Source organism: Streptomyces sp. KMM 9044 (genome assembly GCF_024701375.2).
Taxonomy (GTDB): Bacteria; Actinomycetota; Actinomycetes; order Streptomycetales; family Streptomycetaceae; genus Streptomyces.
In genome coordinates this window covers 5,828,959-5,848,325 of the sequence record NZ_CP113910.1, presented here as the reverse complement: position 1 = coordinate 5,848,325, position 19,367 = coordinate 5,828,959, and the positions used below count along the sequence as shown (strand labels likewise).

The following is a 19,367-nucleotide window of genomic DNA, read 5'->3' as shown; positions in this document are numbered from 1 at the left end:
TTCTGAACAATGCCACGCTAGGCCGCCGCCGGGACGCCGGTCAAGCATGCCGACCCGTCACGCGTCAGCCGATTCTCCCAGTCCACAGGAGAGCGGAGAATACTTGACGGACGGCGGGACGCCTCCTTACCGTGTCCACGCATATGAATGCCGTGCGCGCACATGCACGGCCGGTGACGCAAGGAGATCCTCGATGCCCGCTCCCCGCACCGTCCTGCTCACCGGCGCCGCCGGCGGCCTCGGCACCCTGATGCGGGGCCTGCTCCCGGACTACGGCTACGAACTGCGCCTGCTCGACCTGCGGCCGGTCGAGGGCGAGCCGGACGCGGTCGTCGCGGATCTGGCAGACCGGGAGGCCGTACGCGAGGCGGTCCGCGGGGTCGACGCGATCATCCATCTCGCGGGCATCTCCCTGGAAGCCCCCTTCGAGAGGATACTCGCGGCGAACATCGAGGGCACCTACCACCTGTACGAGGCCGCGCGCGAGGAGGGAGTGGGACGCATCGTCTTCGCCTCCTCCAACCACGCCGTCGGATACACCCCGCGCCCTCAGGGCGACGACCCCCTGATCCCCGTCGACACCCCGCGCCGTCCGGACACCTTCTACGGTCTGTCCAAGTGCTTCGGCGAGGACCTCGCCCAGCTGTACTGGGACAAGCACGGCCTGGAGACCGTCTCCGTACGCATCGGCTCCTGCTTCCCCGAGCCGACCAGCGTGCGGATGCTCTCGGTGTGGATGAGCCCCGCCGACGGCGCACGCCTCTTCCACGCGGCCCTGACCGCCGAGGACGTCGGCCACACGGTCGTCCACGGCTCGTCCGGCAACACCCGGCTGTGGTGGGACCTCGCCTCCGCGCGCGCCCTCGGCTACGACCCGCAGGACGACTCCGAGCCGTTCGCCGCGAAACTCGTCGCCGAGCAGGGCGAACTGGACCCGGCCGACCCGGCACAGGCACGCCTCGGCGGACACTTCGTCACCGACCCGCCGATCTGGCCGTACTGACGACACCGGCGGCGCGATCGCGGCGGAAAATCGACGTCCGCGGCGGCGGGCGGGCACCGAGCGGGCCCGCCCGCCGCCGCATTCGGGCACCTGAGATGCCCGCTTCCCCGCCCCTTCCGCCCCCCGCCCAGGTCCGAGGCGGGCACCTCTCCAACCGAACGGGCACAAACGGGCAGGACCGGTCACGCAACAGGCCTGGTCAGCTCCGCACAGCCGCTGTACAACTTCCTGCAGGCCCTCACGGGGCCCGAACGGGCAACCAACGCAGGAAGCAGGTGTGCGGCCATGAGCGACAGAACGGCCGAGGAGCGCCAGCGCGAGATCGTGCGGGTGGCGCGCGCCACCGGCTCGGTCGACGTGACAGCGCTCGCCGCCGATCTGAGCGTGGCCAAGGAAACCGTACGGCGGGATCTCCGCGCTCTGGAGGACCACGGCCTGGTGCGCCGTACCCACGGCGGCGCCTATCCCGTGGAAAGCGCCGCCTTCGAGACCACGCTCGCCTTCCGCGCCACCAGCCATGTGGCCGAGAAACGGCGGGTCGCGAACGCGGCGGCCGAGCTGCTCGGCGACGCGGAGACGGTGTTCGTCGACGAGGGCTTCACCCCGCAGCTCATCGCCGAGGCACTGCCCCGGGACCGGGCGCTGACCGTGGTCACCGCCTCCCTGCCGGTCGCGGGCGCGCTCGCCGAGGCCGGCACCGTGTCCGTCCTGCTGCTCGGCGGCCGGGTCCGCTCCGGCACCCTCGCCACCGTCGACCACTGGACGACGAGGATGCTCTCCGGTTTCGTCATCGACCTGGCGTTCATCGGCGCCAACGGCATCTCGCGCGAACACGGTCTGACCACGCCCGACCCGGCGGTCAGCGAGGTCAAGACACAGGCGGCGCGGGCCTCGCGCCGGGTGGTGTTCGCGGGCGTCCACAGCAAGTTCGGGGCGGTCAGCTTCTGCCGGTTCGCCGACGTCGGCGCGCTGGAGGCGATCGTCACGAGCACGCTGCTCCCGGCGGCCGAGGCCCACCGCTACTCCCTGCTGGGCCCCCAGGTCATCCGCGTCTGACCGACGCCGACCCGTCGGACCCCGCCGCACCAACACCGATTCGCCAGCTCATCTGTTCGGCGATTCACCGCACAAGGTTCCACTTCCCCACGGGCGGAGCCGCCCCAGGCGACGCCCGGTACCTCCCTATACGTCCAGGAGCGATCCATGCGAACCCAGAGCCGTCGGAGGCCGCCGCGAGCCACACTCGCCGCGGTCGCCGCAGGGACGCTGCTCGCCCCGCTGCTCTCCGGCTGCTGGGTCGGAGCAGGCGGGGCCGGATCAGGCGGTGATGCCATCAATGTCCTGATGGTCAACAACCCCCAGATGGTGGAGCTGCAGAAGCTCACCGCCGCGCACTTCACCAAGGAGACCGGCATCAGGGTGAACTTCACCGTGCTGCCGGAGAACGACGTCCGCGACAAGATCAGCCAGGACTTCGCCAACCAGGCCGGCCAGTACGACGTCGCCACCCTGTCCAACTACGAGATCCCGATCTACGCCCGCAACGGCTGGCTCAAGGAGATGGACTCCTACGTCGACGAGGACCCCGACTACGACGAGCAGGACGTCCTCAAGCCGATGCGCCAGTCCCTCACCGGGGACGACGACAAGCTCTACGGCCAGCCCTTCTACGGCGAGTCGTCGTTCCTGATGTACCGCAAGGACCTCCTCGAGCGGGAGGGCCTGACGATGCCCTCCAACCCCACCTGGCAGGAGGTGGGCGAGATCGCGGCGAAGCTCGACGGGGCCGAGCCCGGCATGAAGGGCATCTGCCTGCGCGGTCTGCCCGGCTGGGGCGAGGTCATGGCACCGCTGACGACCGTGGTGAACACCTTCGGCGGGACCTGGTTCGACGAGGACTGGAACGCCCGCCTGGACTCCCCGGAGTGGCAGCAGGCGGTGAAGTTCTATGTCGACCTGGTGCGCGAGCACGGCGAGGCCGGCGCCGCCCAGTCCGGCTTCGCCGAGTGCCTGAACAACACCACCCAGGGCAAGACCGCGATGTGGTACGACGCCACGTCCGCGGCTGGCTCCCTGGAGTCCGCCAACTCCCCCGTCAGGGGCAGGATGGGCTACGCCCCCGCCCCCGTGGAGAAGACGGAGTCGGCCGGCTGGCTCTACACCTGGGCCTGGGGCATCCAGAACGCCTCCCGGAACCCGGACAACGCCTGGAAGTTCGTCTCGTGGGCCTCCAGCAAGGAGTACGAGCAGCTGGTCGGCGACGAGATCGGCTGGTCCAACGTCCCGGCCGGCAAGCGCGCCTCCACCTACGAGAACCCGGACTACCGCGCGGAGGCCTCGGCCTTCCAGGAGATGACCAGGAAGGCCATCGAGCAGGCCCGCCCGGACGACCCGGGCGTGCAGCCGCGGCCCGCGCCCGGCATCCAGTTCGTCGGCATCCCCGAGTTCACGGACCTCGGCACCCAGGTCTCCCAGGAGATCAGCGCGGCCATCGCCGGACGCCAGTCCGTCGAGTCGGCCCTGAAGAAGTCCCAGCAGCTCGCCGAAGAGATCTCAGAGGAGTACGAGGGCCGATGACCGCCACGACAACGGCCCCCGTGGCCGCCCCGGACCTCCGCCCCGGCGGCGGACGGCGCTCCGACCGCCTGCGCGGCTGGGCCACCCGGGCCCCGCTCCTGCCCGCCCTGATCTTCATGATCGCGGTGACCCAGCTGCCCTTCGTGGCGACGCTGGTGATCTCCTTCTTCGACTGGAACTCCCTCTACCCCGACGCCCGGGAGTTCGCCGGCCTCGCGAACTACGGGGAGGTCCTCGGCGACTCCGACCTGCGCCAGTCGGTGTGGACGACGATCCTGCTGACAGTGGCGGTCGTCCTCACCAGCCTGGTCCTCGGACTGCTCCTCGCCCTGCTCCTTGACCGGAAGTTCCGCGGCCGGGGCATCGTCCGCACCCTGCTCATCGCCCCGTTCCTGGTGGTGCCGGTGGCGGCGGCCCTGCTGTGGAAGCACGTCCTCTACAACCCCGAGTACGGCCTGTTCAACGGCCTGCTGCACTACGTCGGCGGCCCGCAGCCCGACTGGATCTCCGACACGCCGCTGCTCGCGGTGGAGGCCGCGCTGGTGTGGCAGTGGACGCCGTTCATGATGCTGATCCTGCTCGCCGGCCTGCAGAGCCGGGACCAGGAGCAGATCGAGGCGGCCCGGGTGGACGGCGCCGGCGACTGGCAGATCTTCCGCCACCTGACCCTGCCCCACCTGCGCCGCTATCTCGAACTGGGCGCCCTGCTCGGGTCGATCTACATCGTGCAGAACTTCGACGCGGTCTTCACGATCACGTCCGGCGGCCTGGGCACCGCCAACCTCCCGTACACCGTGTACCAGACCTTCTACCAGGCCCACGAGAACGGTCTGGCCTCGGCCGCCGGTGTCCTGGTGGTCATCGGCTCGATCATCATCGCGACCTTCGCCCTGCGCGTCGTGTCGTCCCTGTTCCGCGAGGAGGCGTCCCGCGCATGAGCACCATCGCTGCACCCGACCGCGGCCGGCCGCGGACCCGGATCCGCAAGGGAGCGGGGCTCGGCCTGGTGGCCTGGCTGGCCGGCATCGTCTTCTTCCTGCCGATCGCATGGATGGCGCTGACGTCCTTCCACTCCGAGGAGGACGCGGCCACCAACCCGCCGTCGTTCACCGCCGCCCTCACCCTGGACGGCTACCGGGAGTTCTTCGGCGCGGGCGGCGGCGCGAGTCCCTGGCCGTCGCTGATCAACTCGACGGTGGCGTCCGTGGCGTCGATGGTCCTGGTCCTGCTGCTCGCCCTCCCGGCTGCGTACGCCCTGTCCATCCGGCCGGTGAAGCGGTGGACGGACGTCCTGTTCTTCTTCCTCTCCACCAAGATGCTGCCGGTCGTGGCGGGCCTGCTGCCGATCTACCTGTTCGCCAAGAACGCCGGGATGCTCGACAACATCTGGCTGCTCGTCCTGCTCTACACCTCCATGAACCTGCCGATCGCCGTGTGGATGATGCACTCGTTCCTCTCGGAGATACCGGTCGCGGTGATCGAGGCCGCCCAGATCGACGGCGCCCGGCTGCCGACGGTGCTGACCCGCATCATCGCCCCGATGGCGCTGCCCGGCATCGCGGCGACGGCCCTGATCTGCTTCATCTTCAGCTGGAACGAACTGCTGTTCGCCCGGGTCCTGACGGGCGTGGTCGCCGAGACCGCCCCCGTCTTCCTGACCGGCTTCATCACCAGCCAGGGCCTGTTCCTGGCCAAGGTGTGCGCCGCGTCGCTCGTCATCTCCCTGCCGGTGCTCGCCGCGGGGTTCGCCGCCCAGGACAAACTCGTCCAGGGCCTGTCGCTGGGAGCCGTGAAATGAAGGCCGCCGTCATCGAGTCCGCGGGCAAGGCCGTCGTCGCCGAGGTCCCGGACCCGACGCCAGGGCCCCGCGAGGTGGTCGTCGAGGTCGCGGCCTGCGGACTGTGCGGCACGGACCTGCACATCCTGCAGGGCGAGTTCGCTCCCACACTGCCGATCGTGCCGGGACACGAGTTCGCCGGCGAGGTGGTCGGCGTCGGCTCCCTGGTCACCGAGGTGGCGCTCGGCGACCAGGTCGCCGTGGACCCCTCCCTGTACTGCTACGAGTGCCGCTACTGCCGTACCGGCCACAACAACCTGTGCGAGCGCTGGGCGGCGATCGGTGTCACCACGGCGGGCGGGGCCGCCCAGTACGCGGTGGCCCCGGTGGCCAACTGCGTCAAGCTGCCCGAGCACGTCCGTACCCAGGACGCGGCCCTGATCGAGCCGCTCTCCTGCGCGGTGCGCGGCTACGACGTCCTGCAGTCCCGCCTCGGCGCGCACGTCCTGGTCTACGGCTCCGGAACCATGGGCCTGATCATGCTGGAGCTGGCCAAGCGGACCGGCGCGGCGAGCGTGGACATGGTGGATCTGAACCCGGCCCGACTGGAGACCGCCCGGCGGCTGGGCGTCTCCGCCTCGGCGGCGAACCCGGACGAACTGGACCGCCCCCAGGGCTGGGACCTCGTCATCGACGCCACGGGCAACGCGGCGGCGATCCAGGACGGCCTGGACCGGGTGTCCAAGGCGGGCACCTTCCTGCAGTTCGGCGTCGCGGACTACGCGACCCGCGTGACGATCGACCCGTACCGCATCTACAACCGGGAAATCACGATCACGGGGTCGATGGCGGTGCTGCACAGCTACGAGCGAGCGGCGGAACTCTTCGCGAACGGCGTGCTGGACCCCGAGGTCTTCATCAGCGACCGCATCCCACTGGACCAGTACCCGCAGGCGCTGGAGCAGTTCGCGGCGGGGGTCGGCAGGAAGATCGTGGTCGTGCCGTAAAGGGAAACGGCCCCGGGGGCGGGGAGAGCCGGCAGGGCAGGGGCGGTGGGGGCGAAAGCCCCTGGGCGCCCCGCCCCCGCCGCCGTACCATCCCCGCATGCCCCGACCCCACGGCTTCGCCTGCCATGCCCACATCAACAGCAGTGTGCGCATCGCCCACCACAACCGCCCGTGACCCCCCTGAACGGCGGCCGGGCCGCCCGTTTCCTCAGCGAGGTCACCACCGCCGGCGACCCCCAGCTCGTCATGGCCCGCTGGACCGGCAACCACAAACGCGGCAACGAACGCGCCGCGCGCGACCACCCCCGCAACCGCCGCCGACCGGGCCGCCACCCGTCCGGAAACCGACTGCGCCGAACGGGTCACAGGTAAGGGAACGGCAAAACGCCCCCGCTCGTTCACCCGGCATGACAGCTATGACCCCTGGCTCGAACATCCCTCTTCCCACCGCCCGCGTGACGGTGGACGTCGCCGCCCCGGTGCGGCTCGACGTATCGGGCCTGCTGCTCACCGCCGACGGCAAGGTGCGCTCCGACGACGACTTCGTCTTCTACAACCAGCCCGCGGGCCCCGGCGTGGCCTACCGCTCCGGCGGCGGCAGCGCTCCGGACGCCATCACGATCGACACCACGGCCGTCCCGCCCGGCATCGAGAAGATCGTCGTCACCGCGAGCCCCGACGCCCGGGGCCAGACGTTCCGGGGCATCGAACCGACCGCCACCATCCGGAGCGCGGACGACAGCGCGGTCCTGGCCACCTTCACTCCCCCGCGCCTCGGCGACGAGACCGCCCTGGTGATCGTCGAGGTCTACCTGCGCCACGGGGCCTGGAAGGCCCGCGCGGTCGGGCAGGGCTACTCCAACGGCCTGGCCGGCATCGCGACCGACTTCGGCGTCACGGTCGAGGAACCGGCCGCACCCGCCCAGCCCGCCGCTCCGGCGCAGCCGGCCACTCCCCCTCCGCCGGCCCCCCCGGCCCCGTCGATGGCCGCCCCGCAGGCTCCGCCCGCCCCCGCCGCACCCCCGGCGCCTCCCGCCGCCGCGCCGGGCACCGGGAAGATCAACCTGGACAAGGGCCGGGTCAGCCTCCAGAAGAACCAGACCGTCTCCCTGATGAAAGGCGGCCGGCCGCTGCTCTCGCAGGTCCGGATGGGCCTCGGCTGGGAACCCGCGTACCGGGGCAAGGACATCGATCTCGACGCCTCGGTCATCGCCTACGGCCCGCAGCGCAACCACATCGACAGCTGCTACTTCGGCAAGCTCCAGATCGTGAACGGCGCGATCAAGCACTCCGGCGACAACCTCACGGGCGAGGGCGGCGGGGACGACGAGACGATCACGGTCGACCTCGGCCGTCTCCCCCAGGACGTCTCCGGCCTGGTCTTCACGGTGAACTCGTTCTCCGGCCAGAAGTTCACCGAGGTCGCCAAGGCCTACTGCCGCCTCCTGGACGCCGCCACCGGCGAGGAACTGGTGCGCTTCGACCTCACCTCCGCCGAATCGCAGACGGGCGTGATGATGGCGAAGCTGATCCGTCAGTTCTCCGGCGAGTGGGAGATGACCGCGATGGGCGACTTCGTGAAGTCCCGCACGGTCAGGGGCATGGTCAAGCCGGCCGCCCAGGCACTGTAGAGCACTCCCCGCTCCGGGTGTGCCGAGGGCGGGGGCGCACCCTGGCCCCGCCCTTTACGACTGCCGGGCCGCTACGGCTGCTGCGGCCGCAAGCCCTCTGTCAGCAGCCCCAGGTACCGGCGGATGTGCTTCCCCTCCCCGTCCGCCAGTCCGGAGGCCGTGGCGACCCCGTGGGCCAGGCGCAGCACGTCGACCGGCTCGATGTCCCGGCGCAGCGTCCCCGCGTCCTGAGCCGCGCCGACCAGCCGCGCCACCGCGCCCTTCAAGGGCTCGCAGCAGTCGGTGGTGTCGCCGGACGGACCACCGTCGCCACCGACGGCGGAGCCCAGCAGTGCCCGCAGACCTCGGATCCGGATCATCCCGGTGCCGAGTTCGTGCAGCCACTCGGTCAGCGCCTCGCCGGGCGGCAGCCGTTCGGCGAGTTCGTCGGCGCGCGCGGCGATCGCGTCGATGCGGTCGACGTAGGCGGCCTCCAGCAGCGCCCGGCGCGTGGGGAAGTGCCGGTAGAGCGTGCCGGAGCCGACCCCTGCCCGCCTGGCTATGTCGTCGAGCGAGGCGCCCTCGCCGTAGGCGGCGAACGCCTCGACGGCCACTTCCAGCAGCCGCGCGTGATTGCGCCTGGCGTCCGCCCGCATGGCCCTGACCTGCGCCATCAGCCCCAGCCCTTCCCCGACCCCGGCAACCCCCTCGGTACCCTACCGAGGGCCCGGGGCGGTCAGAACAGCGCGCTGTACGCGTTCGGGGCCGGCCGGATGAGCGTAGAGGACGGTGGACTCGCGGCCGATCTCGCCGAGGTACATCGGGTCGACGAGGCGGGCCGCCGGCTTGCCCTCGTGGACAGGGTCGGTGACCGTCCCGGGAGCAGATCCCGCCTCGGGCAGCTCGGCCGTCTCCTTGCCGGCGGCACAGTTGAGGCTGAACTGCTCGTGCCCCGCTCGGCCAGGACGTCTCTGGCACCATCGATCAGCGCTTGCCGAAGCGCGCTCCGTGATGGTAGCTCGTGCGCGCCACCTGCTTGGATTCCATCCGTCCGAGCCAGCGACGAGCATCGCCGACGCGTGTCCGAGCAGAACTCGGCGCCATCTGCCGGCAGCGCCTCACCTCCATGGCGCCTGCGCCGCGCCGGACGCTTGCTCCGTCCCGTTTCTCACGCCCGTTCACCTGCCCTTCGTGCCCCGCCCCGCGTACACCGCTGCTCACCGGCCACGACGCGAGGAAGGACAGGCTTGCCGGACAGGCTCAGGACCGCCGGGCTCCCTCGATGACACGTTCCGCCGGCCGGGCGGCCCGCACCGTACACCGTGACCCCGGGGAGGGGACGGTCGCGGGCCGGACCCGGCGGAGTGTGGTTCCGTGCCGTGGGTTCAGCCGCGCTTCTGGCGCTTCCAGGGGCCCGTGACGGCGAGCATGATGCCCGGTTCCTGGATGTTGGCGTACAGGGTCTTCCCGTCGGACGAGAAGGTGACGCCGGTGAACTCGCCGAACTCCGGATCCTGTTCGGTGCCGATGTTCAGGTCGTTGCGGGCGATGGGGTAGGTGCGTCCGCTGTCGGTGGCGCCGAACAGGTGCTGCACGCCGTCGCCGTCCTCGGCGATGACCAGGCCGCCGTACGGAGAGACGGTGATGTTGTCGGGGCCGTCGAAGGCGCCGTCCTCGGAAGGGTCCGGGTTCACGCCGAGCAGGACCTTGAGGGTCACGGTGCGGCGCCGCGGGTCGTAGAACCAGACCTGCCCGTCGTGCCGGCCGGGACTCTCCTCACGGGCGTACGAGGAGACGAAGTACGCTCCGCCGTCGCCCCACCACATGCCCTCCAGCTTGCGGCCTCGGGTGATCTCGCCGGCCCCGAACTGCTCGCGCACGGAGAGGGTCCGCGCGTCGCGGTCGGGCACGTCCACCCAGTCGACGCCGTACACCGTGCCGGTCCGGGTGGCGCGGGAGAAGTCGTCGACGAACCGGCCGCCGGAGTCGTAGCACTTGGGCGCCTGGAGGACGCCCGCATCGTCCGCGAGGGTGCGGAACCTGCCGGGGCCGTGGCGGAAGTCCTTCGGCGGGGTCCAGCGGAAGAACAGGCCGTTGGGCTCGTCGGCGTCCTCGGTGAGGTAGGCGTGGCCGCGCCTGGGGTCGATGACGACGGCCTCGTGGTCGTACCGGCCGAAGAACTTGAGGGGCTTGGGGTCGCGGTTGACGCGCCGGTCGGCGGGGTCGACCTCGAAGACGTAGCCGTGGTCCCTGGTCATGCCGTTCTCGCCGGCCCGGTCGGAGTTCTCCTCGCAGGTGAGCCAGGTGCCCCAGGGGGTGCTGCCGCCCGCGCAGTTGTTGGCGGTGCCCGCGATGCCGACCCACTCGGCGACGCTGCCGTCGGGGCGCACCTCGACGACCGTGCAGCCGCCGGGCGCGCCCGGGTCGTAGACGAGCCCTTCGGTGAGCGGGACCGGGTGCTCCGCCTCGTCGCGCGGACCGTCGATCTCGTGGTTGTTGACCAGCAGGGTGGTGCCGCGGGGCCCGTCGAAGGCGGCGGTGCCGTCGTGGTGGGAGGGGGTGTACTCGCCGGACTCCAGCCGGGTCCTCCCGGTGTACGTGAGGGTGCGGTAGGTGAAGCCGGCCGGCAGGGCGAGGATGCCGGCCGGGTCCGGGACCAGGGGGCCGTAGCCGACCGTGGGGTGGGGCGGCCGGGCCGCCTCCCGCTCCTCACCCGCGCTCTCGGCGTCGTGGGACGCGAGGGCACCCGGCGCGGAGGCGAGAGCGCCTACGCTGCCCACCAGTGCGACACCGGCACCGGCGACCGCGGATGTCCTGGCGAAGTCCCTGCGGGTGAGCGACATGAAGCCTCCGGTGACGGTGGGTTGCCGTGAGGGGGTGAGGGGTCGGGCCTCGTTCACCGTCACGCTTCCGCCCGTGTCTGAACGCCGGCTGAACTCCGCGGGGCTCCCCGGCGGCCGCTTCGGTGAACCCGCGCGCACACGCCGGTGAGCCACATGCGGCCGCTTCGGTGGGCCATGCGCGGCTGCTCGCCCCGCTCGCTCTGCCGACGACCGGCGCGAGGCGTTCGCCCGTCCGGTCAGCTCCCCCGTCCGCGCGTCAGCTCCCCTGCTGCGAACGCGCCTTGAAGGCGGCCTTGCGTGCGGCCTTGGCGATCGCCTTGTCCGGGTGCAGCCGCCCCATCGCCTCCAGCACCTCCGCCGTGGCCGGGTGCTCCACCCGCCAGGCTGCGGCGAAGAAGCCTCTGTGCTGGCGGGCCAGGCCCTCCACCAGGGCCTGCAGCTCCTCGGAGTTGCCCTCGGCCGAGAGCTGTGCGGCCACCGTGTCGATGGTCAGCCAGAAGACCATGGCCTCGGAGGGCGGCGGTACGTCCGTCGCCCCGTGCTCGGTCAGCCACACCCGGGCCAGCCCGCCGAGTTCCGCGTCGTCGAGTACCTCGCGCAGGGCGGGCTCGGCCGAGACACCGACCAGCGACAGCGCCTGCTGGCACTGCAGCCGCCGCAGCGGCGCGTTCTCGTCGGTGCCGCGCGCGGCGGCCAGCAGCTCCCGGGCCGCAGCGAGGGGTTCGCGGCGGGCGAGCCACTGTTCGGTCTCCGCGTGGGCCGCCGCCGGCGGGAACACGGAGGTGCCGTCGAGCAGCGCGTCGGCGCCCTTGTCCGTGAGGTCCCCGACCGCCGGGGCGTCGAACCCGGCCTCCAGCAGGCGGGCGCGCAGCCCGTACAGGCCGAGCGGGGTCAGCCGTACCACGCCGTAGCGGGTGACGTCGGTGTCGTCCTGGGGCGGTGCGGGCTCCTCGTCGCCCTCGGCCAGCAGCGCCTCGTCGACCGGCTGGTACTCCACGAGTCCTGCCGGTTCCAGCAGGCGGAACTGGTCGTCCAGCCGCATCATCGCGTCGGACACCTGCTGGAGCACGTCGTCGGTGGGCTCCGGCATGCCGTCGGGGACGATCACGGAGGCGGCCAGTGCGGGCAGCGGCACGGGCGGGCCGACGGGCCCCGCCTCGCCTGCGGTCAGGAGATACAGGTTGCCGAGGACCCCGTCGAGGAACTCCGCCTCGGCGTCGGGGTCCCAGCCGACCGAGGAGAGGTCGAGTTCTCCGGAGCCGTCCCCGGCGGCGAGGGCGTCGACGAGCCCGTCCAGGCCGGGCACGCTCGCGTCGGCGAGCACCGTCTCCAGAGCGGCGAGCCACACGGTGAGCACGTCCTGCGGCGAACCGCCGGTGAGCAGCGCCAGGTCGGCGCCCGCGGTGACGGTGCCCTCCTCCTCGTCGACGACCTCGACGAGCCCGGCGTCCACGGCGACGCGCCATGCGGCACTGGCGTCGGCGGTGGTGTCCTCTCCGCTCAGCCCGAGCGCCTCGGCCGCCGCGGGCAGCTGCTCGTCGACGAGTCCGCCACCGGCGTCGACCCGTGTTTCGGGCCCGGCCCAGCGGGCGAGCCGGGCGGCCCGGGACAGCAGCGGCGTGGACAGTGCTTCGCGCGCCAGCTCCGCTTCGGGGTGCAGCCGCACCGGCGGCATGGAGCTGTCTGACATCGGCTGTTCTCCTCCGGAAAGACCCAGGTTCTGACCTCGGCGCCTTCTACGACTCAGCCGCTCAGCCTAGACGGATTTCCACCCAAGCCGCCCGCTTCACCTCTGCTTCCACCCCTGTACATGGCTGAAACCTTGACAAGTGGCCCGGCCAGGCTGGAGATTGACGCGCGTAGAAGTCGGCGGACCGTCGTTCACCGGAGCGGAATCCACCCGCGAGCGCCTTCCACGGAGGCGTCCTGGGGGGGTACTCGCAGGGCTCACGGGAGCACACCCTCCACGCACGTCACACCTGCCCGACCCGCCTCACACGCCCCCTCGGCCCCAGCAGCCCCACCGGCCCGAACCACTCCCGCCGTCCCAGCACGTCGCACGTCCTTCCCCCTCGTCCCGGCACTCATCACGTTCCCGGAGGGAATCCGTTGCCGAGCAAGTCGTCCACGCGCTTCGCCGCGCTCACCGTCGCCGCCGTGTGCGCGGCGTCCACGATCGTCCTCACCTCGCCCGCGCACGCGGAGTCCGTGCGCATCCACGACATCCAGGGCAACACCCGGATGTCTCCATACGCCGGGCGGCAGGTCACCGATGTGGCCGGAATCGTCACTGGCATCCGCACCTACGGCTCGTCCCGCGGATTCTGGATCCAGGATCCGACTCCGGACGCCGATCCGGCCACCAGCGAGGGCGTCTTCGTCTACACGGGTTCGACCCCGCAGGGAGTCGCCGTCGGCGATGCCGTCACGGTCTCCGGCACGGTCACGGAGTACGTCCCCGGCGGCACGGCCTCCGGCAACCAGGCGCTGACGGAGATCACCCGCGCCACGTTCACCGTCGTCTCCAGCGGCAACCCGGTCCCGGCCGCCACCAGGATCGATGCCAGATCCGTCCCCGCCGCCTACACCCCGGCCGGGGACACCGCGGCGAACGGCTCGGTCAACGCCCTGCCGCTGCGCCCGGGCCGCTACGCCCTGGACTTCTACGAGTCCCTCGAGGGAATGAACGTCCAGGTCTCCGACACCCGCGTGGTCGGTGCCACCGACCCGTACACCGAGCTCTGGGTCACGGTGAAGCCGCGGGAGAACCGCAACCACCGCGGCGGCACGGTCTACGGCTCCTACGGCGCCCAGAACACCGGGCGTCTGCAGATCCAGTCCCTGGGGCGGGCCGCGGACTTCCCCGACGCCGACGTCGGCGACACCCTCGCCGGCACCACCGCGGGGCCGCTGGACTTCAGCCAGTACGGCGGCTACACACTGGTGGCCGGCCAACTCGGCACGCTCGAGAGCGGGAACCTGCGGCGCGAGTCGACGCGCGCGCAGCGCTCCGGCGAGCTGGCGGTCGCCACGTACAACGTGGAGAACCTCGACCCGTCCGACGACACGTTCGCCGCGCACGCCGAGGCGATCGTGGACAACCTGAAGTCGCCCGACATCGTGTCCCTGGAGGAGATCCAGGACAACAACGGTGCCACCGACGACGGCACGGTCGCCGCCGACCTGACGGTGGCGAAGCTGATCGACGCGATCGAGGCGGCGGGCGGACCGCGCTACGACTGGCGCGGGATCGACCCTGCCGACAAGACCGACGGCGGCGAGCCGGGCGGCAACATCCGCCTGGTGTTCCTCTTCAACCCGGAGCGGGTCTCCTTCACCGACCGCGCGGGCGGCGACGCCACGACGGCCACCGGCGTCACCAAGGTGCGCGGCAAGGCGGCCCTGACGGTCTCCCCCGGCCGCGTCGCCCCGGAGTCCGAGGCGTTCGAGGACAGCCGCAAACCGCTGGCCGGCGAGTTCGTCTTCCGCGGCCGCACGGTGGTCGTGGTCGCCAACCACTTCGCCTCCAAGGGCGGCGACCAGGCCCTGACGTCGCAGTACCAGCCGCCGTCGCGCGGCTCGGAGACGCAGCGCCACCTCCAGGCGAAGGAGGTCCACGACTTCACCGCGAAGATCCTCGCCGCCCAGAAGAACGCGGACGTCGTCGTCCTCGGCGACATCAACGACTTCGAGTTCTCCGCGACGACGAGGATCCTCGAGGGCCGGGGCACTCTCTGGTCGGCGGTCAGGTCCCTGCCGAGGAGCGAGCGTTACTCGTACGTCTACCAGGGCAGCAGTCAGGTCCTGGACCAGATCCTGATCAGCCCGTCGATCCGCCGCGGCGGGGCGTTCACGTACGACAGCGTGCACCTCAACAGCGAGTTCCACGACCAGATCAGCGACCACGACCCGCAGATCCTGCGCTTCCGTCCGTAGGGCGTACACACCTGCACCCGCACATCCGCACGAGGGCCGGCCGGACGTTCCCGTCCGGCCGGCCCTCGGCCGTGCCCGCCCGGCCCGGTCCGCCGTCAGTGCGTCCCGCGCCGCCGCAGTACCGCCGTCGCCGCCAGTCCGGCCACCGTCCCGCCGGCGACCATCACCGGCCACGGCTTGCGTGTCCCGGCCCGCCGGGCCTGCGTGGCGTTGCTCCGCAGTTGCACGGTCATCGCCCCGGCCTTGTCGCGCAGGTCCTCCACGCGGGCCATCGCGTTCCCCCTGACGTCCATCTTCCCGGCCAGCTGCTCCACCGTGTCGCCGAGTTCGTGCCGCGTCCGCTCGATCTCCCGCCGCAGCTCGTCCGGCCCCTTGACCCCGCGGGCGGCATCCTGCTCGACCCCGGCCTCGATGTGGGCCCCGGAACCGGAACCGGCCGTCTTCGCAGGCGCGTTCACGCCGTTCACGTCCCGCGTCATCGGTGTGCCCTTTCCTTGATCTCCTCCACGTCGGCCTTCACACTGCCCAGCGCCTGCTCCGGGGCCGCCGGCGTGGCCTTCCGCAGCTGGCCGCGTCCGGCCATGGCCAGCGCACCCGCGATCACGAACAGCACGGCCGTGATGACCAGCGCCGCCGCCCACACCGGCAGGACGAGGGAGAGCGCGGCACCCCCGGTGAAGGCCGCCGCGAGCAGGCCCGCGTAGGCGAAGGCGCCCGCGCCGCCCAGCATGCCACCGCCGATTCCGGCCCGGCGGCCCTTCTCGGCCAGCTCCACCTTGGCCAGGGCCACTTCCTGCCGTACCAGCCGGGAGACCTGCTCGGTGGCCTGTCCGACGAGTTCGCCCACGCTGTGCTCGTCATGGCTGTGGCCGTCACGCACGCGTGTGCCGCCGCCGTACTCGCGGCTCTGCTGGTCACGGCTGTGCGTGTCACGGGCCGGACGATGCTCGATGGTTACGGTCACGGCGTTCCGCCTCCTCTCGGTCGGGAACGTCCGGGTACCCGGACCTCGTGGTCCTTATCCCGAGCCACCACCAGTTACAAATGCTTACCATGGGCGGATAGTAGATATCAGTGGAGCTACGCATTGATCGCACCGAGACTACCCCCATGACCACCTCCTCGCCCTCCCCGTCGCCCTTCGGCCGCGCCCTCTGCGCCATGGTCACGCCCTTCACCCCCGCCGGGGCCCTGGACCTGGACGGCGCCGCGCGTCTGGTCGACCACCTGGTGAGCCGCGGCTGCGACGGCCTGGCCCTGTCCGGTACGACGGGAGAGTCCCCACCACGACGGACGCCGAGAAGTCCGCCCTCGTCACAGCGGTACGGGAGGCCGTGGGCGGTCGCGCCACGATCGTCGCCGGAGTCGGCACCGCCGACACCGCGCACAGCGCCGCAGTCGCCCGAGAGGGCGGGCGCGGACGGCCTCCTGGTCGTCGCCCCGTACGACAGCCGCCCACCGCAGGACGCGATCGAGGCCCACTTCCGCGAGATCGCGGACGCCACGGACCTCCCCCTGGCCCGGTGCGACATCCCGGCCCGCGCGGGCACCCGCATCGACCCCGGCACGATGCTGCGGCTCGCCGAGCACCCCCGGATCGTCGCGGTGAAGGACTGCTCACGACCTTCCGACCGCCCAGAGGATCCTCGCCCGCACGGACCTCGCCTACTACGCGGGCTGCGACGAGCACCTCCTGGCCCTGTACGCGGTCGGCGCCGCCGATTACGTCAGTACGGTCGCGAACGTGGTCCCGGACCACCTGCGCGCCGTCCTGGACGCCTTCGACGCGGGCGACACGGCCCGCGCGGCGGATCCCCAACGGCAGGTCGGCCGCCCTCATCGAGGCGATGACCGCCGCCGGCCCGCCCGGCACGGTCACGGCCCTCCTCACCACCCCCGGACTGCCGGCGGACCGGAGGACGACCGACAGCCTCAGGTCACTCTACGAGAACCTCACGGCAGGCTGACCGTCACCGCTCGCCGCACGCGCCCGTCCCTCAGCCGAGGGCATGGGCGAACACGCCCGGCTCGCACGCCCCTCCCTTCCGTCGGACGATCACGGCGAGCCGGTTGGCCGCACGACCGGGGCGACCAGGGCGACGGTCCGGTCGCCGTCACGGTGCTTGCGCACCCGGGCCCAGGCCCCGTCGGACACGCCCTGGTGGGCGTCGCCGAGCCGGACGGCCTCCTCCGCGAGGGCCTGCCCGGCCTCGGTGAACGTGGTGGACCCGCGCCGGGCGGCAGCGGCCTCCTCGGTGCGCAGGTCGGCGCGGCGGCCTCAGCCGTCGATCCGGCCGGCGCCGGCCAACCGCTTGACGAACTCGAGGACGGGTTCGTTGACGAACAGATCGAATCAGGCATTTATGGCGTCGTCCCTACTTGTGGTGTTATATCGAATGAACACGCGATGCCGGTCGCCGGCTTCGTGTGACGGACCCGCCCTGTGACACGGGCCATGGCAGACAGGGGCCGCAGGATCGCGGGGATCGGGCCCTGTGCGCATGACGCAGTCAAAAGCGAAGGAACGTCCGGTGAAGAGCGAACGAAGCGAGCCCACGGCCGGGCGCCCCGCGGGCGAAGCGGGAACGGATGCCGCCACCGAGGTGTTCGTCGACCACCGCAACCTCCTGTTCACGGTCGCCTACGAGATGCTGGGCTCGGCCGCCGACGCGGAGGACATGCTGCAGGAGACCTGGCTGCGGTGGGCGGGGGTCGAGCTCGGCACGGTGCGGGACCGGCGGGCGTACCTGGTCCGGATCACCACACGCCAGGCGCTGAACCGGCTGCGCACGCTCGGCCGCCGCAAGGAGTCCTATGTGGGCTCGTGGCTGCCCGAGCCGCTGCTCACCACGCCCGACGTGGCCGAGGACGTCGAACTCGCCGACAGCGTCTCGACGGCGATGATGCTGGTGCTGGAGACACTCACGCCGACGGAGCGGGCGGTGTTCGTGCTGCGCGAGGTGTTCGCCCTGGAGTACGACGAGATCGCGGAGGCCGTCGACCGGAAACCGGCCACGGTCCGCCAGATCGCGCACCGCGCACGCGCCCACGTGGCGGCACGCCGGCCGCGCGAACACGTCTCGTCGACGGACTCCCGAAAGGCGCTCGACGCGTTCCGCCGGGCGGTCGAGACGGGAGACCTCCAGAACCTGCTCGACATCCTGGCACCGGATGTGGTCCTGCTGGGCGACGGCGGCGGGGTCAGGCAGGCCGTCCTGCGGCCCATCGTCGGGGCCGACAAGGTGGCCCGCCTGCTGACCGCGGGCCTGGGCAGGATCCCCGCCGGTTCCTCGTTCCTGCCGGCCGAGGTCAACGGCCGCCCGGCACTGCTCCTGCGGGTCGACGGCGAACTCGACACCGTCCTGACGGTCCGCGTCGAGGGCGGCCTCGTCACCGGCCTGTACGCCGTACGCAACCCGGAGAAGCTGTCCCACATGCGCCGGGAAACAGTCCTGAGCCGCTGAGGCCGGGGTCCGGAACCGTCGGGGGAGCATGCCCGGGTACGGTCGTCGCACCCGGGCGCGCCCACGGGGCGGATCCGCGGCTCCCCGTCAGTTGTGGCTGTGCAGGACGTCGTTCAGGCCGCCCCAGACCGCATTGTTCGGGCGGGCCTCGACCGTGCCGGTGATCGAGTTGCGGCGGAAGAGAATGTGGGAGGCGCCGGACAGCGCGCGGGCCTTGACGACCTCGCCGTCGGGCATGGTCACGCGGGTGCCCGCGGTGACGTACAGGCCTGCCTCGACGACGCACTCGTCGCCGAGCGCGATGCCGACGCCCGCCTCGGCCCCGACCAGGCAGCGCTCGCCGATGGCGATGATCACGCTGCCGCCGCCGGACAGCGTGCCCATGGTGGAGGCGCCGCCGCCGATGTCCGAGCCGTCGCCGACAACGACGCCCGCGGAGATGCGGCCCTCGACCATGGAGGTGCCGAGGGTGCCCCCGTTGAAGTTGACGAAGCCCTCGTGCATGACCGTGGTGCCCGCGGCGAGGTGGGCGCCCAGGCGGACCCGGTCCGCGTCGGCGATGCGGACGCCCTTGGGGACGACATAGTCCGTCATCCGGGGGAACTTGTCGATGGACGTGACGGCCAGGTGCAGGCCCTCGGCGCGGGCGTTCAGCCGCACCTTCTCGACGTCGTCGACGGCGACGGGGCCGAGCGAGGTCCAGGCGACGTTCGCGAGGAAGCCGAACATGCCCTCCAGGTTCTGGCCGTGCGGCTTGACCAGACGGTGCGAGAGCAGGTGGAGGCGCAGGTAGACGTCGTGCGCGTCGGTCGGCTTCTCGTCGAGCGAGGAGATGACCGTACGGACCGCGACCACTTCGACACCCCGGCGCGCGTCCGGTCCGATCGCCGCGGTCGCGCCGGCGCCGAGGAGTTCGGCGGCGCGCTCGGCGGACAGCCGCTCGGTGCCGGACGGGCCGGGCGCGGCGGCGAGTTCGGGGGCGGGGAACCAGGTGTCGAGGACGGTTCCGTCGGCGGTGAGGGTGGCGAGGCCGGCGGCCACTGCGCCGGTGGTGCTCTGAGCAGTCGAGTCGGTCATGAGGGCAACCTAACCGGCGCGGGCCCGGCGATGCGAACCGGTGCCGCGCCGTCTCAGGTACCGGGCGGGCCCT

16 protein-coding genes and 4 pseudogenes are annotated in these 19,367 nt (G+C 71.8%); 13 read left to right on the top strand and 7 right to left on the bottom strand.

Annotated features, from left to right (window positions below):
- Positions 1 to 193 precede the first annotated feature (193 nt).
- From HUV60_RS26380 to HUV60_RS26345, 8 genes and pseudogenes are all read left to right on the top strand, one after another.
- Positions 194 to 1,003, top strand: a complete 810-nt coding sequence (locus HUV60_RS26380; RefSeq protein WP_257849688.1) for an NAD-dependent epimerase/dehydratase family protein — start codon at positions 194 to 196, stop codon at positions 1,001 to 1,003.
- A gap of 285 nt (positions 1,004 to 1,288) precedes the next feature.
- Positions 1,289 to 2,059 carry a DeoR/GlpR family DNA-binding transcription regulator gene (locus tag HUV60_RS26375; RefSeq protein ID WP_257849687.1) on the top strand — a complete coding sequence of 257 codons (771 nt, stop codon included), beginning with the start codon at positions 1,289 to 1,291 and terminating at the stop codon, positions 2,057 to 2,059.
- A 147-nt stretch (positions 2,060 to 2,206) separates the two neighbouring features.
- On the top strand, positions 2,207 to 3,580 hold the full coding sequence (locus tag HUV60_RS26370) for an ABC transporter substrate-binding protein (RefSeq protein WP_257849686.1): 1,374 nt from the start codon (positions 2,207 to 2,209) through the stop codon (positions 3,578 to 3,580).
- Positions 3,577 to 4,518 carry a carbohydrate ABC transporter permease gene (locus tag HUV60_RS26365; protein ID WP_257849685.1) on the top strand — a complete coding sequence of 314 codons (942 nt, stop codon included), beginning with the start codon at positions 3,577 to 3,579 and terminating at the stop codon, positions 4,516 to 4,518. The genes HUV60_RS26370 and HUV60_RS26365 overlap by 4 nt, the downstream gene beginning before the upstream one ends.
- Positions 4,515 to 5,378, top strand: coding sequence for a carbohydrate ABC transporter permease (locus tag HUV60_RS26360; RefSeq protein WP_257849684.1), 864 nt, complete (start codon positions 4,515 to 4,517; stop codon positions 5,376 to 5,378). The genes HUV60_RS26365 and HUV60_RS26360 overlap by 4 nt, the downstream gene beginning before the upstream one ends.
- Positions 5,375 to 6,364, top strand: a complete 990-nt coding sequence (locus HUV60_RS26355) for a zinc-dependent alcohol dehydrogenase family protein (protein WP_257849683.1) — start codon at positions 5,375 to 5,377, stop codon at positions 6,362 to 6,364. The genes HUV60_RS26360 and HUV60_RS26355 overlap by 4 nt, the downstream gene beginning before the upstream one ends.
- A 97-nt stretch (positions 6,365 to 6,461) precedes the next feature.
- Positions 6,462 to 6,736, top strand: a pseudogene (locus HUV60_RS26350) (hypothetical protein).
- 44 nt (positions 6,737 to 6,780) lie between these two features.
- On the top strand, positions 6,781 to 7,995 hold the full coding sequence (locus HUV60_RS26345) for a TerD family protein (RefSeq protein WP_257849682.1): 1,215 nt from the start codon (positions 6,781 to 6,783) through the stop codon (positions 7,993 to 7,995).
- Between the two features lie 71 nt (positions 7,996 to 8,066).
- Here the strand turns inward: HUV60_RS26345 and HUV60_RS26340 are convergent, their stop codons facing one another.
- From HUV60_RS26340 to HUV60_RS26325, 4 genes and pseudogenes are all read right to left on the bottom strand, one after another.
- Positions 8,067 to 8,648 carry a TetR/AcrR family transcriptional regulator gene (locus tag HUV60_RS26340; RefSeq protein ID WP_257849681.1) on the bottom strand — a complete coding sequence of 194 codons (582 nt, stop codon included), beginning with the start codon at positions 8,646 to 8,648 and terminating at the stop codon, positions 8,067 to 8,069.
- Positions 8,649 to 8,710: 62 nt separating this feature from the next.
- A pseudogene (locus HUV60_RS26335) lies at positions 8,711 to 8,852 on the bottom strand (1-aminocyclopropane-1-carboxylate deaminase); the annotation flags it as partial.
- Positions 8,853 to 9,359: 507 nt separating this feature from the next.
- Positions 9,360 to 10,817 (bottom strand): PhoX family protein, encoded by a 1,458-nt coding sequence (locus tag HUV60_RS26330; RefSeq protein ID WP_257850267.1) that lies wholly within the window; start codon positions 10,815 to 10,817, stop codon positions 9,360 to 9,362.
- 256 nt (positions 10,818 to 11,073) lie between these two features.
- On the bottom strand, positions 11,074 to 12,507 hold the full coding sequence (locus HUV60_RS26325) for a hypothetical protein (protein WP_257849680.1): 1,434 nt from the start codon (positions 12,505 to 12,507) through the stop codon (positions 11,074 to 11,076).
- A gap of 419 nt (positions 12,508 to 12,926) precedes the next feature.
- Here HUV60_RS26325 and HUV60_RS26320 point away from each other — a divergent pair, with 419 nt between their 5' ends.
- The gene (locus HUV60_RS26320; protein WP_257849679.1) at positions 12,927 to 14,753 is read left to right on the top strand and encodes an endonuclease/exonuclease/phosphatase family protein; all 1,827 of its coding nucleotides are present in this window, start codon (positions 12,927 to 12,929) and stop codon (positions 14,751 to 14,753) included.
- Positions 14,754 to 14,848: 95 nt separating this feature from the next.
- Here the strand turns inward: HUV60_RS26320 and HUV60_RS26315 are convergent, their stop codons facing one another.
- Complete coding sequence (locus HUV60_RS26315) at positions 14,849 to 15,232, bottom strand: DUF3618 domain-containing protein (protein ID WP_257849678.1); 384 nt, start codon at positions 15,230 to 15,232, stop codon at positions 14,849 to 14,851.
- The gene (locus HUV60_RS26310; protein WP_257850266.1) at positions 15,229 to 15,633 is read right to left on the bottom strand and encodes a phage holin family protein; all 405 of its coding nucleotides are present in this window, start codon (positions 15,631 to 15,633) and stop codon (positions 15,229 to 15,231) included. Before HUV60_RS26310 ends, HUV60_RS26315 begins: the two co-directional genes overlap by 4 nt.
- Positions 15,634 to 15,863: 230 nt before the next feature.
- On the opposite strand from HUV60_RS26310, the pseudogene HUV60_RS34075 reads away from it, so the two are divergent.
- The 4 genes and pseudogenes from HUV60_RS34075 to HUV60_RS26295 form a co-directional block, all read left to right on the top strand.
- A pseudogene (locus HUV60_RS34075) lies at positions 15,864 to 16,316 on the top strand (dihydrodipicolinate synthase family protein); the annotation flags it as partial.
- A gap of 79 nt (positions 16,317 to 16,395) precedes the next feature.
- Positions 16,396 to 16,518: pseudogene (locus tag HUV60_RS34070) on the top strand (4-hydroxy-tetrahydrodipicolinate synthase); the annotation flags it as partial.
- Between the two features lie 396 nt (positions 16,519 to 16,914).
- Positions 16,915 to 17,184 carry a hypothetical protein gene (locus HUV60_RS33660; RefSeq protein ID WP_331462024.1) on the top strand — a complete coding sequence of 90 codons (270 nt, stop codon included), beginning with the start codon at positions 16,915 to 16,917 and terminating at the stop codon, positions 17,182 to 17,184.
- A 70-nt stretch (positions 17,185 to 17,254) separates the two neighbouring features.
- Positions 17,255 to 18,217, top strand: coding sequence for an RNA polymerase sigma-70 factor (locus HUV60_RS26295; protein WP_257849677.1), 963 nt, complete (start codon positions 17,255 to 17,257; stop codon positions 18,215 to 18,217).
- A gap of 87 nt (positions 18,218 to 18,304) precedes the next feature.
- Here the strand turns inward: HUV60_RS26295 and dapD are convergent, their stop codons facing one another.
- The gene (gene dapD / locus HUV60_RS26290) at positions 18,305 to 19,294 is read right to left on the bottom strand and encodes a 2,3,4,5-tetrahydropyridine-2,6-dicarboxylate N-succinyltransferase (protein WP_257849676.1); all 990 of its coding nucleotides are present in this window, start codon (positions 19,292 to 19,294) and stop codon (positions 18,305 to 18,307) included.
- Positions 19,295 to 19,367 lie beyond the last annotated feature (73 nt).

Excerpts from the sequence above, each read along its gene's own strand:
- HUV60_RS26380 (WP_257849688.1), top strand. The coding sequence starts at position 194 with ATGCCCGCTCCCCGCACCGTCCTGCTCACCGGCGCCGCCGGCGGCCTC.
- HUV60_RS26330 (WP_257850267.1), bottom strand. The coding sequence starts at position 10,817 with ATGTCGCTCACCCGCAGGGACTTCGCCAGGACATCCGCGGTCGCCGGT.
- HUV60_RS26355 (WP_257849683.1), top strand. The coding sequence starts at position 5,375 with ATGAAGGCCGCCGTCATCGAGTCCGCGGGCAAGGCCGTCGTCGCCGAG.
- HUV60_RS26340 (WP_257849681.1), bottom strand. The coding sequence starts at position 8,648 with ATGGCGCAGGTCAGGGCCATGCGGGCGGACGCCAGGCGCAATCACGCG.
- HUV60_RS26375 (WP_257849687.1), top strand. The coding sequence starts at position 1,289 with ATGAGCGACAGAACGGCCGAGGAGCGCCAGCGCGAGATCGTGCGGGTG.
- HUV60_RS26360 (WP_257849684.1), top strand. The coding sequence starts at position 4,515 with ATGAGCACCATCGCTGCACCCGACCGCGGCCGGCCGCGGACCCGGATC.
- HUV60_RS26315 (WP_257849678.1), bottom strand. The coding sequence starts at position 15,232 with ATGACGCGGGACGTGAACGGCGTGAACGCGCCTGCGAAGACGGCCGGT.
- dapD (WP_257849676.1), bottom strand. The coding sequence starts at position 19,294 with ATGACCGACTCGACTGCTCAGAGCACCACCGGCGCAGTGGCCGCCGGC.
- HUV60_RS26325 (WP_257849680.1), bottom strand. The coding sequence starts at position 12,507 with ATGTCAGACAGCTCCATGCCGCCGGTGCGGCTGCACCCCGAAGCGGAG.
- HUV60_RS26295 (WP_257849677.1), top strand. The coding sequence starts at position 17,255 with ATGACGCAGTCAAAAGCGAAGGAACGTCCGGTGAAGAGCGAACGAAGC.
- HUV60_RS26345 (WP_257849682.1), top strand. The coding sequence starts at position 6,781 with ATGACCCCTGGCTCGAACATCCCTCTTCCCACCGCCCGCGTGACGGTG.
- HUV60_RS26365 (WP_257849685.1), top strand. The coding sequence starts at position 3,577 with ATGACCGCCACGACAACGGCCCCCGTGGCCGCCCCGGACCTCCGCCCC.
- HUV60_RS26370 (WP_257849686.1), top strand. The coding sequence starts at position 2,207 with ATGCGAACCCAGAGCCGTCGGAGGCCGCCGCGAGCCACACTCGCCGCG.